Origin of the sequence: Kitasatospora sp. NPDC049285 (assembly GCF_040678815.1) — a bacterium.
Classification (GTDB): domain Bacteria; phylum Actinomycetota; class Actinomycetes; order Streptomycetales; family Streptomycetaceae; genus Kitasatospora.
Map to the genome: position 1 here is coordinate 71,565 of NZ_JBFAQR010000010.1, position 16,119 is coordinate 87,683.

General features: G+C 72.3%; 12 protein-coding genes. All 12 read right to left on the reverse strand.

Annotated features, from left to right (window positions below):
* Positions 1 to 46: 46 nt before the first annotated feature.
* Entirely contained in the window at positions 47 to 1,507 is a 1,461-nt protein-coding gene (obgE, locus tag AB0K51_RS10005; protein WP_363452551.1) for a GTPase ObgE, read from the reverse strand.
* Between the two features lie 101 nt (positions 1,508 to 1,608).
* The gene (gene rpmA / locus AB0K51_RS10010) at positions 1,609 to 1,866 is read right to left on the reverse strand and encodes a 50S ribosomal protein L27 (RefSeq protein ID WP_030906548.1); all 258 of its coding nucleotides are present in this window, start codon (positions 1,864 to 1,866) and stop codon (positions 1,609 to 1,611) included.
* A 38-nt stretch (positions 1,867 to 1,904) separates the two neighbouring features.
* Positions 1,905 to 2,222 (reverse strand): 50S ribosomal protein L21, encoded by a 318-nt coding sequence (rplU, locus tag AB0K51_RS10015; protein ID WP_363452553.1) that lies wholly within the window; start codon positions 2,220 to 2,222, stop codon positions 1,905 to 1,907.
* Between the two features lie 236 nt (positions 2,223 to 2,458).
* Positions 2,459 to 5,866 (reverse strand): Rne/Rng family ribonuclease, encoded by a 3,408-nt coding sequence (locus AB0K51_RS10020; RefSeq protein ID WP_363452555.1) that lies wholly within the window; start codon positions 5,864 to 5,866, stop codon positions 2,459 to 2,461.
* Between the two features lie 358 nt (positions 5,867 to 6,224).
* Complete coding sequence (locus AB0K51_RS10025) at positions 6,225 to 6,998, reverse strand: TIGR03936 family radical SAM-associated protein (RefSeq protein ID WP_363452557.1); 774 nt, start codon at positions 6,996 to 6,998, stop codon at positions 6,225 to 6,227.
* Between the two features lie 132 nt (positions 6,999 to 7,130).
* Positions 7,131 to 7,724: a hypothetical protein gene (locus AB0K51_RS10030; RefSeq protein ID WP_363452559.1), complete on the reverse strand. Its 594-nt coding sequence runs from the start codon at positions 7,722 to 7,724 to the stop codon at positions 7,131 to 7,133.
* 93 nt (positions 7,725 to 7,817) lie between these two features.
* Positions 7,818 to 9,746 carry a TIGR03960 family B12-binding radical SAM protein gene (locus AB0K51_RS10035; RefSeq protein WP_363452562.1) on the reverse strand — a complete coding sequence of 643 codons (1,929 nt, stop codon included), beginning with the start codon at positions 9,744 to 9,746 and terminating at the stop codon, positions 7,818 to 7,820.
* A gap of 96 nt (positions 9,747 to 9,842) precedes the next feature.
* Complete coding sequence (gene rodA, locus AB0K51_RS10040) at positions 9,843 to 11,042, reverse strand: rod shape-determining protein RodA (protein WP_363452565.1); 1,200 nt, start codon at positions 11,040 to 11,042, stop codon at positions 9,843 to 9,845.
* Complete coding sequence (gene mrdA / locus AB0K51_RS10045) at positions 11,039 to 13,270, reverse strand: penicillin-binding protein 2 (protein ID WP_363452567.1); 2,232 nt, start codon at positions 13,268 to 13,270, stop codon at positions 11,039 to 11,041. Before mrdA ends, rodA begins: the two co-directional genes overlap by 4 nt.
* 23 nt (positions 13,271 to 13,293) lie before the next feature.
* Complete coding sequence (gene mreD / locus AB0K51_RS10050; protein WP_363452569.1) at positions 13,294 to 13,941, reverse strand: rod shape-determining protein MreD; 648 nt, start codon at positions 13,939 to 13,941, stop codon at positions 13,294 to 13,296.
* Positions 13,941 to 14,870 carry a rod shape-determining protein MreC gene (gene mreC / locus AB0K51_RS10055; RefSeq protein WP_363452571.1) on the reverse strand — a complete coding sequence of 310 codons (930 nt, stop codon included), beginning with the start codon at positions 14,868 to 14,870 and terminating at the stop codon, positions 13,941 to 13,943. Before mreC ends, mreD begins: the two co-directional genes overlap by 1 nt.
* A 62-nt stretch (positions 14,871 to 14,932) precedes the next feature.
* Complete coding sequence (locus AB0K51_RS10060) at positions 14,933 to 15,958, reverse strand: rod shape-determining protein (RefSeq protein WP_363452678.1); 1,026 nt, start codon at positions 15,956 to 15,958, stop codon at positions 14,933 to 14,935.
* Between the last annotated feature and the right edge of the window lie 161 nt (positions 15,959 to 16,119).

Sequence of the window (16,119 nt, forward strand, 5' to 3'; positions counted from 1 at the left end):
GCACCGCGGCCCGGTGGCCTGCGGTGCGCGTCCCGGTGCGCGGCTGCTACTGCTCCAGCTGCTCCCGACCCGAGGAGAGCGCCTCGAAGTCGAGGTACTCCTGCTCCGCGGCGTCGCGGCCGCGCTGGCGCTCGCGGCGGCGGTCGACGGCCGGACGCTGGCTCTCCAGGCGGTGGTCCTCGCCGCGGCGGCCGAGCATCTCCGCGCCGGCGGCCATGGTGGGCTCCCAGTCGAAGACCACGGCGTTGTCGTCGGGGCCGATGATGACGGTGTCGCCCTCCTGCGCGCCGATCTTCCAGAGCTCCTGCTCGACGCCGAGCCGGGCGAGCCGGTCGGCGAGGTAGCCGACCGCCTCGTCGTTGGCGAAGTCGGTCTGCCGGACCCACCGTTCGGGCTTGACGCCGCGGATGCGGTACGCGCCGTCCTCCTCCTCGATGGTGAAGCCGGCGTCGTCCACCGCCTGCGGACGGATCACGACCCGGGTGGACTCCTCGACCGGCTTGGCGGCGCGCGCCTCGGAGACGATCTCGGCCAGCGCGAAGGAGAGTTCGCGCAGGCCCTTGTGGGCGAGCGCGGAGACCTCGAAGACCCGGTAGCCGCGCTCCTCCAGCGAGGCGCGGGTCAGGTCGGCGATGTCCTGCCCGTCCGGGACGTCGACCTTGTTCAGCGCGACCAGCCGCGGCCGGTCCTCCAGGCCGCCGTACTGGGCGAGCTCGTCCTCGATGGTCTCCAGGTCGGTGAGCGGGTCGCGACCGGGCTCCAGGGTGGCGCAGTCCAGCACGTGCACCAGCACCTCGCAGCGCTCGACGTGTCGCAGGAACTCCAGGCCGAGGCCCTTGCCCTGGCTGGCGCCGGGGATCAGGCCGGGCACGTCGGCGATCGTGTAGACGGTCGAACCCGCGGTCACCACACCGAGGTTGGGGATCAGCGTGGTGAACGGGTAGTCGGCGATCTTCGGCTTGGCGGCGGACAGCACCGAGATCAGCGAGGACTTGCCCGCGCTCGGGTAGCCGACCAGCGCGACGTCGGCGACGGACTTCAGCTCCATCACGATGTCGCGGGCCTCGCCGGGCTCGCCGAGCAGCGCGAAGCCCGGGGCCTTGCGGCGGGCCGAGGCGAGCGCCGCGTTGCCGAGGCCGCCGCGGCCGCCCTGGGCGGCGACGAAGCTGGTGCCGTGGCCGACCAGGTCGGCCAGCACGTTGCCCTTGCGGTCGAGCACCACGGTGCCGTCCGGGACGGGCAGCACCAGGTCCTGGCCCTCCGCGCCGGTGCGGTGGCCGCCCGCGCCCGGCTTGCCGTTGGTGGCCTTGCGCTTGGGCGAGTGGTGGTACTCGAGCAGCGTGGTGATCTGGGAGTCGACGACGAGCGTCACCGAGCCGCCCTCGCCGCCGTTGCCCCCGTCGGGGCCTCCCAGCGGCTTGAACTTCTCCCGGTGCACGGAGGCGCAGCCGTGGCCTCCGTTACCCGCGGCGACGTGCAGTTCGACGCGGTCCACGAAGGTGGTCATGAGGTGTGCCTCCCGTGCGAAGAAAAAAGTGTTCCTGCGATAAAGCATGAAGGGTGAGCCGGATCATCCCGGCCCACCCTTCACAGCGAGTCTGTACGGACTCAGGCCTCGACGGCCACGATGTTGACGACCTTGCGGCCGCGACGGTTGCCGAACTCCACGGCACCGGCGGTCAGCGCGAACAGGGTGTCGTCGCCGCCACGGCCGACGTTCGCACCCGGGTGGAAGTGGGTGCCGCGCTGGCGGACGATGATCTCGCCGGCGGAGACGACCTGACCGCCGAAGCGCTTCACGCCAAGGCGCTGAGCGTTCGAGTCACGACCGTTGCGAGTGGAACTCGCACCCTTCTTGTGTGCCATCTGGCTATCCCCTTTCTAAGGAAGACCGCAGTAAGTGATTACTTGCTGACCGAGTCGATGCTGGTGATGCGCACCGCGGTGTGCTTCTGGCGGTGGCCCTGACGACGGCGGTAGCCGGTCTTGTTCTTGTAGCGCAGGATGACGATCTTGTCGCCCTTGGTCTGGTCGACGACCTCGGCGTGCGCCTTCACGCCGCCGAGCACCCACGGGTCGGAGGTGATGGACTCACCGTCGACGATCAGGATGGTCGAGAGCTCGACCGAGTCACCCGGCTTGGCGTCAATGCGGTCGATCTCCAGCACGTCGCCGACGGCGACCTTGTGCTGGCGGCCGCCGGCGCGAACGATCGCGTACATGCGGTACCTGCTTTCCTAAACTCGGTCGGAACTCCGGATGCCAGCCACCTGGGTATGGACACAAGCGGCCTCCCCCGGAACGCCGGAAGCGGCGTCCACCCGGGAGGTGAGGTGCTCTGGAGCGTGGCGTCAACACGCCGAGGGTCAAGAATACGGACCTGTCCACCCAGGGGCAAACCGGGCCCTACCGAGGGCCGGGACCTCCACCGATACGGCGGCGGTCCCGGCCCCGGGGCTCACTCTGCGGCGCCGTCACCCTCGGCGGCCGCGGCCTTCTTGGCCGCCGCGCTGCTCCGCTTGGTGGCGGTCTTGCGGGCGGTGGTCTTCTTCGCCGCGACGGTCTTCTTCGCGGCCGTCTTCTTCGCGGCGGTCGTCTTGGCGGCCGTCTTGCGGGCGGCGCGCTTCTTCGGCGCGGCCTCCTCCTCGACGGCGGGCTCCTCGGCCTCGGCCTCGGCCGCGACCTCGGGCTCCTCCGCAGCGGCGACCTCGACGACCTCGACAGCCTCGCCGGCCTCCGCGGCCGGCTCGACGACCTTGCCGGCCGCCTCGGCGGCGCTCAGCGCGGCCTCCATCGCGGCCTCGGCCCGGGCCTGCAGCACCACGATCTCGGCGTCGCCGGCAGTGCCGGCCGGCGCGGTGGCCTTGCGGACCGCGCGGCGGCGGGTGCGGCCACCGGTCGCGGGCGCGGCCGGCGGGATCTCCACCAGGCTGACCCGCTCCTCGACGGCCTCCTCGACCACCGGCTCGGCCTCGACCGCCTCGACCGCCTCCGCGGCCTCCTCGGCCTCCACCGGCTCGGCCTCGAACAGCTCGGTCTCGACCGTCTCCACGGTCTCCGCCGCCTCCGCCTCGCCCTGCCCGGCGCCCCCGCGGCCCCGGCGGCGGCGCTTGCCGCCGCCCTCGCCCGCGGTGGCGGCGGCAGCGGCGTTGGAGCCGCCGCCGTGGCTGTGCGGCTGGTCCATGTGGACGATCACGCCGCGGCCGTTGCAGTGCACGCAGGGCTCGGAGAAGGACTCCAGCAGGCCCTGGCCGACCCGCTTGCGGGTCATCTGGACCAGGCCGAGCGAGGTGACCTCGGCCACCTGGTGCTTGGTGCGGTCCCGGCCCAGGCACTCCAGCAGGCGGCGCAGCACCAGGTCGCGGTTGGACTCCAGGACCATGTCGATGAAGTCGATCACGATGATGCCGCCGAGGTCGCGCAGCCGCAGCTGGCGGACGATCTCCTCGGCCGCCTCGATGTTGTTGCGGGTGACGGTCTCCTCGAGGTTGCCGCCCTGGCCGACGAACTTGCCGGTGTTGACGTCGACCACGACCATCGCCTCGGTCCGGTCGATCACCAGCGAACCGCCCGAGGGCAGCCAGACCTTGCGGTCCAGTGCCTTCATCAGCTGCTCGTCGATCCGGTACGTGGCGAACACGTCGACGTCCGAGGTCCACCGCTGCAGGCGCTCGGTGAGGTCCGGGGCCACGTTGGACACGTACTCGTGGATGGTGCTCCAGGCATCCGCGCCGGAGACGATGACCTTGGTGAAGTCCTCGTTGAAGATGTCGCGGACCACCCGGACGGTCATGTCCGGCTCGCCGTACAGCAGCGCCGGGGCGTTGCCGCTCGCGGCCTTCTTCTGGATCTCCTCCCACTGCTGCTGCAGGCGCTGCACGTCGCGGGTGAGCTCGTCCTCGCTGGCGCCCTCGGCGGCGGTGCGCACGATGACGCCGGCGTCGTCCGGGACGATCTTCTTGAGGATCTGCTTCAGGCGGGCGCGCTCGTTCTCCGGCAGCTTGCGGGAGATGCCGGTCATCGAGCCCTCGGGCACGTAGACCAGGTAGCGGCCGGGCAGCGAGATCTGGCTGGTCAGGCGGGCGCCCTTGTGGCCGATCGGGTCCTTGGAGACCTGGACCAGCACGGACTGGCCGGACTTCAGCACCGACTCGATCCGGCGCGGCCCGCTGTGCCCGCCGAGCGCGCCGAAGTTGACCTCGCCCGCGTACAGCACGGCGTTGCGGCCCTTGCCGATGTCGACGAACGCGGCCTCCATCGACGGCAGCACGTTCTGCACCTTGCCCAGGTACACGTTGCCGACGTACGAGGTGGCCTGCTCCTTGTTGACGTAGTGCTCGACCAGCACGCCGTCCTCGAGCACGCCGATCTGGGTGCGGGCGCCGTTCTGACGGACCACCATGACCCGCTCGACCGACTCGCGGCGGGCCAGGAACTCGGCCTCGGTGATGATCGGCACCCGGCGGCGGCCCAGCTCGCGGCCCTCGCGGCGGCGCTGCTTCTTGGCCTCCAGGCGGGTGGAGCCCTTGATGGACTGCACCTCGTCCGGGTCGAACGACGGCTCGCCGGAGCGGCGGCGCGGCTCGCGGACCTTCACCACGGTGCGCACGCCGTCCTCGGTGGTCTCCACCGGCTCGGCGGCACCGTCGCCGCTGCGACGGCGGCGGCGACGGCGGCGCCGCGAGGAGGACAGGCCGGCGGCCAGGTCGTCCTCGTCGTCGTCGTGGTCCTGGGCCTCGGGCTCCTCCTGCGCGTCCTCGTCGGACTCGCCCTCGGCGTCGGTGCCCTCGACACCCTCGGCGGCCGAGTCGTCCGCGTCACCGCGGCGGCGACGGCGGCCACCGCGACGGCGACGGCGGGACGGGCGACCGTCCTCCTCCCACTCCGTCTCGGCCTCCGGGCCGGCGGCGGGCGCCTCGACCTCGGCCGGGGCCTCCACGGGCTCCGGCGGGGCGGCCTTGACCGGCTGCGCGGCCTTCGCGGGCTGGGCGGCCCGGGCCGGCTGCGCGGCCCTGGCGGACTGCTGGACGCGCACCGCGGTGCGCACCCGGCGGCGACGGCCGACGCCGCTGTACTCGAACTCCTCCTCCTCGCCCTGGACCGGCTCGGCGGCCGGAGCGGCCTTGGCCGCCGCCGCGGGCTCGGCCTTGGCGGGCTTGGCGGCCGGGGCGGTGAAGGGCGCGGGCTCCTGGAAGACCGGCGCCTGGAAGATCGCGGTGGACGGGCGGACCGCGCGGCGGCGGACCCGGCCCGTCTCGGGCTCGGCGGCGGGCGCCTCGACGGCGGCCGGGGCCTCGGCCTCCTCGGGCTCCTCCTCGACCGGCTCCTCGACCGCCACGGGCTCCTCGACGGCGGCGGGGGTCTGCGCGGGGGCCGAGGCGCGCTTGCGGGTCCGGCGGGCGCGGGCCGGCTTCTCGTCGACGGGCTCGGCCTCGGCGGCCGGCTCCTCGACCGCCACGGGGGCCTCCACGGGCTCCTCGACGGCGGCGGGGGTCTGCGCCGGGGCGGAGGCCCGCTTGCGGGTACGGCGGGCGGGAGCGGGCTTCTCCTCGGCGGGCTCGGCCTCGGCGGCGACCGGCTCCTCGACCGCGGCGGGAGCCTCCGGCGCGCCGGCCGGGGACTCCGCACGCTTGCGGGTGCGGCGGGCCCGGACGGGCTTCTCGGCCGGGGCCTCGGCCGCGGCGGGCTCCTCCGCCTCGGCGGCGGTCACCGGGACGACGGTCTCGGCGGTCTCGCTCGCGGCGCCCTGCGGGGAGCCGGCCGGGCGGGACACCGCCCGGCGACGGCGGCGCGGCGGGGCCGCGGAGGTGCCGTCGGAGTCATTGTTGTCGGCCGCAGCGGGCTGCGGTTCGGTGTTTTCGAGCATGCGGGGGTTCTCCCGTCAGGCCCCCGGGCTCCGCATCCGGGCACGACGTGCCACCGCAATCACCAGCCGGCCGCGATCTGGCGGTCCGGCTCCCACGGTGCCGTCGTGCGGACGCGAGGCCGCACAGGGGCTCGTAGTCTCGCTCGACCCCCGCACGTCGCGGGGTGTCGAAAAGTCTTCTGGTCTGACCAGTCTTCTCAGTTTTCAAGGGCCGGGCCGAGGGGTGGCCGGGCCTGCGCGCGACGACGCTCGCTCCCCTGGGGAGCCGCGGGGGCCGGGGAGCCGCAGGCGCGGAGGTGTGCTCCGTGCCTGCGCTCCCGCCCACTCGGCGGACGGCGGTTGCGCGCGGCAGGTCGGCCTAGCGGCCGGCCTCGGCCGCGGCGCGGTCGAGCGCCAGCGGGTCGGTCACCGTGCCGGTCTGCTCGTCGAGCGGCCCCTGCGCCAGCCTGGTCACCTCTGCGGGGACCGGCGGCGCGAGGTCGGCCGTCGAACGGAGACCGGACAATACGTCGTCGGGTCGTACGGCGGGTGTGGCGTGTCGTACTACCAGGCGCAGTATCGCACAGGGAGCGCCATTGCGAACATCGTCTGCACCGTCCGCGCCGGTGTCGTCACCGATCCCGACCTGCACGGAGCCCTCGGGGAGGAGTTCCATGGCGGCGACCGCGGCGCGCGCGTCGAAGGTGCGCAGGCCGTTCTTGGTCATCCGCTGCACCTCGACCGCGTCGGCGGCGAGGAACACCGCGGCGGCCTTCTCGGCCTCGGCGGGCTCGACGCCGGGCAGGCGCAGCAGCCATTCGGAGGCCTCCAGGCGCTCCACGAAGTTGGCGGTGCGGACCTCGACGGCGTCGGTGATGTCCAGGCCGGGCGGCAGCGACTCGTCCAGCTGGCGGCGCAGCGCCTCGGGGTCGCGGGTCTCGGCGAGGCCGATCTCCAGGTACTCGGCCTCGCTGGCGGTGCCGGTCGGGGCGGCGTTCGCGTAGGAGACCTTGGGGTGCGGGGTGAAGCCCGCGGAGTAGGCCATCGGGACGGCCGAGCGGCGGAGCGCGCGCTCGAACGCCCGCTGGAAGTCCCGGTGGCTGGTGAAGCGCAGACGACCGCGCTTGGTGTAGCGGAGACGGATGCGCTGCACCGTCGGCGCGGGCGGCGGACCGTCGGGCGTGCGGCGTGCCAGGGAGCTCAGTCCTTCGTCAGTTGTCCCCGTCCGGCCTCACGCCGGTTGCGGCTCCGGCCGGACTCTGTCGTCACCAGGGTACGCGCTGGTTCAGCCCAGCAGCGTCCGCCGTACCTCCCGGGCCACCCGGCGGATCTCCGCCCTGACCGGCCACCAGACCTCCCGGCGCACCCAGCGGCAGGGCCGCACCACGGTGAAGCGCCAGATCCGGCCGCCGATCCGCCACGACCACAGGAACGCCAGCCACAGCGCGCGCAGCACCGGGAACAGCAGCGTCCGCCACAGCCACCGCAGCGGAACCCACAGCAGGTGGTACAGCACCCGCCCGATCGGCACCGCGACCCGGTGCCACAGCCGGCGCACCACCTTCGCGACCCGCACCGCGACCGCGCGCAGCACGCGTCCGAGCGGGGCCAGCACGTAGCGCCACAGCCACTGCGCGAGGGGCACCACCACCCAGCGCAGCAGCCAGCGCAGCGGTATGACGATCAGCCAGTTCCCCAGCGGTGCCAGCACGTACCGCCACAGCAGGTCCAGCGGTCGCCCCACCACCCGCTCGAGCAGCCACCAGAGCCCCCGGCCGACCAGCACGGCCAGCTCCCACAGCAGCCGCACCGGCACCACCACGGCGACCACGACCGGCCGCACCACCGCGACCAGGCACCCCTGCGACTCCTGACCCACCGTCACTCCCCCGTCGACCGATCGGGCGATGGTACGGCACGCGAACGCCCCCGGCGCAGGGGGTGCGCCGGGGGCGTTCGAGGTGAGGGGGTGTCAGCTGTTGACGACCGTCAGCGGGAGGAGCTTCTTGCCGGTCGGGCCGACCTGGATGTGGGTGTCCATCTGCGGGCAGACGCCGCAGTCGAAGCACGGGGTCCAGCGGCAGTCCTCGACCTCGACCTCCTCGAGGGCGTCCTGCCAGTCCTCCCACAGCCAGTCCTTGTCGAGGCCGCTGTCGAGGTGGTCCCAGGGCAGGACCTCCTCGTAGGTGCGCTCGCGGGTGGTGTACCAGTCGACGTCGACGCCGGTGCCGGTCAGGCCCTTGGCGGCGGACGCCATCCAGCGGTCGTAGGAGAAGTGCTCGCGCCAGCCGTCGAACCGGCCGCCGTCCTCGTAGACGGCGCGGATCACGGCGCCGAGCCGGCGGTCGCCGCGGGAGAGCAGGCCCTCGACGATGCCGGGCTTGCCGTCGTGGTAGCGGAAGCCGATGTTCTTGCCGTACTTGCGGTCACCGCGGATCGAGTCGCGGAGCTTGGCCAGCCGCTCGTCGGTCGCCTCGGCGGACAGCTGCGGCGCCCACTGGAACGGGGTGTGCGGCTTGGGCACGAAGCCGCCGATGGAGACGGTGCAGCGGATGTCGTTGGTGCCGGTGACCTCGCGGCCCTTGGCGATGACGTTCTTCGCCATCTCGCCGATCTGCAGCACGTCCTCGTCGGTCTCGGTGGGCAGGCCGCACATGAAGTACAGCTTCACCTGGCGCCAGCCGTTGCCGTACGCGGTGGCCACCGTGTTGATGAGGTCCTCCTCGGACACCATCTTGTTGATGACCTTGCGGATCCGCTCGGAGCCGCCTTCGGGGGCGAAGGTCAGGCCGGAGCGGCGGCCGTTGCGGGAGAGCTCGTTGGCGAGGTCGATGTTGAAGGCGTCGACCCGGGTGGAGGGCAGCGACAGGCCGACCTTGTCCGCGGCGTAGCGGTCGGCCAGGCCCTTGGTGATGTCGGCGATCTCGGAGTGGTCGGCGGAGGACAGCGAGAGCAGGCCGACCTCCTCGAAGCCGGTGGCCTTCAGGCCCGCCTCGACCATCTCGCCGATGCCGGTGATGCTTCGCTCCCGCACGGGGCGCGTGATCATGCCGGCCTGGCAGAAGCGGCAGCCGCGGGTGCAGCCGCGGAAGATCTCCACCGACATCCGCTCGTGCACGGTCTCGGCGAGCGGGACCAGCGGCTGCTTGGGGTAGGGCCACTCGTCGAGGTCCATGACGGTGTGCTTGGAGACCCGCCACGGGACGCCGGGGCGGTTGGGCACCACGCGGCCGATCCGGCCGTCCGGCAGGTACTCGACGTCGTAGAAGCGCGGGATGTACACCCCGCCGGTCTTCGCCAGGCGCAGCAGCAGTTCGTCGCGACCGCCGGGGCGGCCCTCGGCCTTCCAGGCGCGGACGATGTCGGTGATGTCGAGCACGGCCTGCTCGCCGTCGCCGATCACGGCGGCGTCGATGAAGTCGGCGATCGGCTCGGGGTTGAACGCGGCGTGCCCGCCGGCCAGCACCACCGGGTCGTCCATGGTGCGGTCCGCGGCGAGCAGCGGGATGCCCGCGAGGTCGAGCGCGGTCAGCATGTTGGTGTAGCCGAGCTCGGTGGAGAACGACAGCCCGAAGACGTCGAAGGCCTTGATCGGGCGGTGCGCGTCCACGGTGAACTGCGGGACGCCGTGCTCGCGCATCAGCGCTTCCAGGTCGGGCCAGACGCTGTAGCTGCGCTCGGCGAGCACGCCCTCGCGCTCGTTGAGCACCTCGTAGAGGATCATCGTGCCCTGGTTGGGCAGCCCGACCTCGTAGGCGTCCGGGTACATCAGCGCCCACCGCACGTCACAGGAATCCCAGTCCTTGACGGTCGAGTTGAGCTCGCCACCGACGTACTGGATCGGCTTCTGGACGTGCGGGAGGAGGGCCTCCAGGCGTGGGAAGACCGATTCGACAGTCATGCGCAAGGACCTTTACGGCAGAAAACGAGGTGACCCTTCAGGGTAGCCGAGCCCCGAGGGTCACCGTTTCCGCGCGCAGGCCCGGATCCCGATCGCCTAGATCCCTATCGGCCGCTGGGAGCGGACCGACTGGAGCAGTCCGACGGCGATCCAGACCGCGAACATCGACGAGCCGCCGTAGGAGACGAAGGGCAGCGGGATGCCCGCCACCGGCATGATGCCGAGGTTCATCCCGATGTTCTCGAAGGCCTGGAAGGCGAACCAGGTGACCACGCCCGCGGCCAGGATCGTGCCGTACAGGTCGGTGGCCTGGCGCGCTATCCGGCAGGCGCGCCAGAGGATGACGCCGAGCAGGCCGATCATCACCAGGCCGCCGACGAAGCCGAGTTCCTCGCCGGCCACGCTGAACACGAAGTCGGTCTGCTGCTCGGGGACGAACTGGCCGGTGGTCTGGGTGCCGTGGAACAGGCCCATGCCGGTGAGGCCGCCGGAGCCGATGGCGATCCGGGCCTGGGCGGTGTTGTAGCCGACGCCGGCCGGGTCGAGCGCGGGGTTGGCGAAGGCCGCGAACCGGTCGACCTGGTACTTGCTGAGCACCCCGAGCTGCCAGATCGCCAGCGCCCCGGCCGCGCCGCCGCCGAGCAGGCCGAACACCCACTTGTTGGAGGCGCCGGAGGCGAGCAGCACGCCGAGCACGACGACCGCCATCACCATCACCGAGCCGAGGTCCGGCATCAGCATGACCACGGCCATCGGGAAGGCGGCGAGGCCGAGCGCCTGCAGCACGCTGCGGCCGGTGGGGAACTCGCGTTCGCCGGCGTCGACCCGGGCGGAGAGCACCACGGACATCCCCAGCACGATCGCCAGCTTGGCGAACTCGGCGGGCTGGATGGAGAAGCCGCCGCCGAACTGGATCCAGGAGTGCGCGCCGTTGATGGTCGAGCCGAGCGGGCTGAGCACCGCGAACAGCATCAGCACCACGGCCAGGTAGACGAACGGCACCACCGTGCGCAGCCGCCGGGTGCCGGCCACCACGACCACCGTGCACAGCGCGACGCCGATCAGCAGGTTGGTCAGGTGCCGGTACAGGAAGTACTGCGGGTCGCCGTGGGTGAGCTGGTCGCGGCCGCGGGTGGCGGACCAGACCAGCATCGAGCCGATCAGGGACAGCCCGAGCGCCGCCAGGATCATGATCCAGTCGAGCCGGCGCAGCGGGGAGTCCTTGGCCATCACCTTGGCGAAGGAGTTGCGCCGGGGGGCGAGCCGGACGGTGCGGTACGAGCCGTAGGAGGTCATGCCCTGCCCCTTCCGTACCCGGTGCGGGTGGGTTCGACGGCGGCCAGCAGCACGGTGGCGGGGGCGTCGGCGCCGGCCGGCGGGGCCGGGTCGAGGAAGGTCGCGCCGGTCTCGTAGGTGTACGCGGCCTGGATGATCGCGGTGCCGTCCGGGTTGAACTTGGGCAGCTGTGCCTGCGGCTGCGGGAGCAGCGCCTTGGCGTTGTCGATGTTGCCCTTGTCGTCGACGCCGTACAGCGCCTGGTAGATCCGGCGCACCGAGTCGCCGGAGCCGCCGGAGCCGGTGCCGCCCTGACTGATCGTCATGACCACCGCGTAGTCCTTGCTGTAGGTGGTCAGCCAGGAGGTGGTCTGCTTGCCGGCGACCTCGGCGGTGCCGGTCTTGGCGTGCAGCTCGATCTTGCCCTGCGGCCAGCCCGCGCCGGTGAACTTCCAGGCGGCGGTGCCGCTGGTGATGACGCCGGCGGTGGCCTGGTCGATGTACTGCAGCAGCTGGCCCTGGGCGGGGATCTTGCCGTCCTCGTGCGGGGCGATGTCGCGCACCAGCGCGCCGCTGGGGCTGACGACCGCCTTGCCGATGGTGGGCCGGTACAGCGTGCCGCCGTTGGCGAGCGCCGCGTAGACCCGGGCCATCTGCAGCGGGGTGACCAGGGTGTCGCCCTGGCCGATGGCGAAGTTGACCATGTCACCGGCGCGCATCTGGTTGCCGTCGGCGCAGTTCTCGCGGGCGATCTCGTCGGCGTACTCGTGGCCGCCCTTGGCCGCCTGGTCGCACCAGGACTGCTTCATGGCGTCGTAGTACGACTGCTTCCACTGCCGGTCGGGCACCCGGCCGGTCACCTCGCCCGGCAGGTCGATGCCGGTCTTGGCGCCCAGGCCGAACTGGTGGGCGGTCTTGAAGAACCAGTCGCCGGCGTCCTTCTTGGGCTTGAGACCGCCGTCCTTCATCCACTGGTCGTAGGCCAGGCCGTAGAAGACGGTGTCGCAGGAGACCTCCAGGGCCTTCTCCAGCGAGATGTCACCGAAGCTCTCGGACTCGAAGTTCTTGAACTCGCGGCCGCCGATGGTCAGCGACTTGGGGCACGGGTAGTGCCCGTTCAGGGAGTACCCGGCCTGCACGGCGGCGGTCGTGGAGATCACCTTGAAGGTGGAGCCGGGCGCGGACTGACCCTGTATGGCCCGGTTGATCAGCGGGTAGTTGGAGTCCTTGCTGTTCAGCGCCTGGTAGTCCTTGGCGGAGATGCCGCCGACCCACAGGTTGGGGTCGTAGGTGGGGGCGCTGGCCATCGCGACGATCCGGCCGGTGTGCACGTCCATGACGACGGCCGCGCCGGAGTCGGCCTCGTAGTTCTTCTGGGTCTCCTTGTCGTACACCTTGCGGGCTTCGGCCATCGCCTGCGCCAGCTGGTCCTCGACCACCTTCTGCACCCGGGCGTCGATCGAGGTGACCAGGTTGTTGCCGGACTGCGCGGGGGTGGTGCCGGCGCTGCCGATCACCCGGCCGAGGTTGTCGACCTCCAGCCGGTCGACGCCGGTGGTGCCGCGCAGGTCGTCGTCGTAGACCGACTCCAGGCCGGCCCGGCCGATCTGGTCGGAGGGCAGCCGGCGCTCGCGGCCGGTCTTGTCGGCGGTCTTGGTGACCTCGTCGTCGGTGACCGGCGACAGGTAGCCGAGGATCTGCGCGGCGCTGGCGCCCTCGACGCCGGTGTAGCGGCGGGTCGCGGTGGGCTGGGCGGTGACGCCGGGGAAGTCCTCGCGGCGTTCCATTATCTGCATCGCCTGCTGCGTGGTGGCCTGCTGGGTGACCGGGATCGGCTGGTAGGGCGAGCCGTTCCAGCACGGCTGCGGCGTCTTGGCGTCGCACAGGCGGACCTTGTTGCGCACGTCGTCGGCGGGCACGCCGAGGACCTCCGCCAGCCGGGTCAGCACGGCCTTGCCGTGGTCCTTCTGCTGCAGCAGCGAGGTGCGGGAGACCGACACCACCAGCTTGGTCTCGTTGCCGGCCAGGATGCGTCCGGAGGCGTCCAGGATCTCGCCGCGGACGGCGGGCTCCACCACCTCGCGGATGTGGTTGCCCTGGGCCTGGGCGGTGAACTCCTTGCCGTTGCGGACCTGCAGGTACCACAGCCGGCCGCCGAGGGTGGCGAGCAGCGACAGCACCAGCACCTGGAGCACCACCAGACGGATCGTCACCCGCTGGGTCCGGCCGGTCTCGGGGATGTTACTCACGTTGCGCGGGGCTCCGTCCCGGCTCAGGGGCGCTTGGCGAGGCCGAGCGCGCGCTTCTTCTTGTAGGTGGGCATGGGCGAGGCCTCGCGGGTGGTCCGGTAGCGGCCCAGCGAGCCGAGGCCGGAGCCGCCGTCGGCGCCGCGCGCCGATTCGTTGACCACCCGGTCGCCGTCGAAGCGGCGGGCCAGCAGCATCACCAGCGGGACCGTGAACGGGGCCAGCAGCACGTCGTAGAGCAGCGCGCTGATCACCAGCCCGGTGAGGCCGACGTGCCGGGCGGCGGTGTCGCCGACCAGGGCGCCGACCGCGGCGTACAGCAGGGTGGAGACCACCGCGGCGCCGGCCACCACGGCGAGCGCGCTGAGCGCGGAGCGCTGCCGGCCGCCGTCCGGCTTGAGCAGGCCGGCGGCGTAGCCGACCAGGCAGAGCACCAGGGCGTAGCGGCCGATCGCGTGGTCGGACGGCGGGGCGAAGTCGGCGAGCAGGCCGGCGCCGAAGCCGACCAGGCAGCCGCCCTTCGGGCCGTAGACCAGGGCCAGGCCGACCACCACCAGCATCAGCAGGTCCGGGGTGGCGCCGGGCAGTTGGAGCCGGCCCAGCACGCTGACCTGGAGCACCAGGGCGACCAGCAGCAGGACGGCGGAGAGCAGGATCCGGTTCAGACGCGGCATCAGTGTCCCCCGGTGGTGGGCGGTACGGCGGCGATCGGCGCCTGCGGGTTGCTGGCGGCGGACGCGGCGGGCACGGGCGGCAGCACGGCGTCCCGCGGGTCGGTGCGCGGCGGGACGACCACCACGCCGACCAGGTCGAGGCGGGTGAACTGCACGTACGGCTGGACCAGGATGGTCTTGGTGAGCTGGCCCGGGGTGGCCTGGACCTCGCTGACCGTGCCGACCGGGACGCCCGGCACGAACGGGCGGCCGCTGTGCGAGCCGAAGGTGACCAGCCGGTCGCCGGGCTTGACCTGGGCGCGGCCGTTCAGCAGCTGGATCTTCATCGGGGCGGTGCCCTGTCCGGCGGCGAAGCCGATCTCGTCGCTGCCCTCCAGCCGGACGCCGGCGGTGAAGCCGGGGTCGGAGGCGAGCAGCACGGTGGCGGTGGTCGGCGCGACGGTGGTGACCCGGCCGACCAGGCCCTGGCCGTCGATCACGGTCATGTCGCGGGTCAGGCCGTCGTCGCTGCCGGCGTCGATGGTGATGGTCCAGGAGAAGCCCTGGGCGGCGCCGATCGCGATCACCTGGGCGGCCTTGATGGTGTAGCCGCCGGAGCCCGCGGTGCGCAGCAGCTCGTCGAGCTGCTTGGTGCGGCCGACCGCGGCGTCCGAGGACGCCAGCTTCTGCCGCAGCTCGGTGTTCTCGCGGGTGATCTGGTCCAGGCGCTGCTGGTGGGTGCCGGCGTCGCGGATCGCCCGGATGTACCCGGCGACCGGGTCGACGGCACCGGCCGCGACGTTCTCCACCGGGCCGAGCACCGAGGCGGCGGCCCGCCGGGCCCCGCCGAGCGGCGAGGACTCGCCGCCCTTGATGTCCACGGTGATCAGCGCGAAGGCGACGGCGACCAGCAAGACCAGCAGCAGTCGGCTCTCTCGGGTGTCCCTCACGGTGCTGGTGCTGCCCCTTCGTGCTGAGTGTCCGTCAGCTGAGTCTTGTTCAGTTGGGATGCTTAACGACGCGGCTGCGCGTCGAGGACCTGCTGCAGCGCCTCGAACTCCTCGACGCACTTGCCGGCGCCGAGCGCCACCGAGTCGAGCGGGTTCTCCGCGATGTGGATCGGCATGCCGGTCTCCCGGCGCAGCCGCTCGTCGAGGCCGCGCAGCAGGGCGCCGCCGCCGGTGAGCACGATGCCGCGGTCCATCACGTCGCCCGCCAGCTCCGGCGGGCACTGGTCGAGGGTGGTCTTCACCGAGTCGATGATCGAGTTCACCGGCTCGTCGATCGCCTCGCGGACCTCGGCGGCCGAGATCACCACGGTCTTCGGCAGGCCGGAGACCAGGTCGCGGCCGCGGATCTCGGCGTGCTCGTCCTTCTCGCCCTCGCTGCCGAAGGCGGAGCCGATCGACATCTTGATCTGCTCGGCGCTGCGCTCGCCGAGCAGCAGGCTGTACTCCTTCTTGATGTGCTGGACGATCGCGTTGTCCAGCTCGTCGCCGGCCACCCGCAGCGACTGGGCGGTGACGATCCCGCCGAGCGAGATCACCGCCACCTCGGTGGTGCCGCCGCCGATGTCGACCACCATGTTGCCGGTCGGCTCGTGCACCGGCAGGCCCGCGCCGATCGCCGCGGCCATCGGCTCCTCGATGATGTGCACCTGGCGGGCGCCGGCCTGCGAGCTGGCCTCGATCACCGCGCGGCGCTCCACCCCGGTGATGCCGGACGGCACGCAGACCACGACCCGCGGGCGGGCCAGGTAGCGGCGGCGGTGGATCTTCAGGATGAAGTAGCGCAGCATCCGCTCGGTGATCTCGAAGTCGGCGATGACGCCGTCCTTGAGCGGGCGGATCGCCACGATGTTGCCCGGGGTGCGGCCGATCATCTTCTTCGCCTCGGCGCCCACCGCGAGGATCCCGCCGGTGTTGGTGTTGACCGCCACCACCGAGGGCTCGTTCAGCACGATGCCCTTGCCCCTGACGTACACCAGTGTGTTCGCGGTGCCGAGGTCGATCGCCAGGTCCCGGCCGATGAACGACAGGTTGTTCGCCATGGGATGTCGAGTGCCTTCCCGAGTTCGGATCAAGGGCGCAGGGCGGGCCGGCCGCGCGGGCCCGCGCGAGGGCTGACGGCGGCTGAGCAACCGCGCCGGGCCCGTGAGTTGGGGTCCATCGTAGTCACGCCGGTCAGCACGAGCGGCGG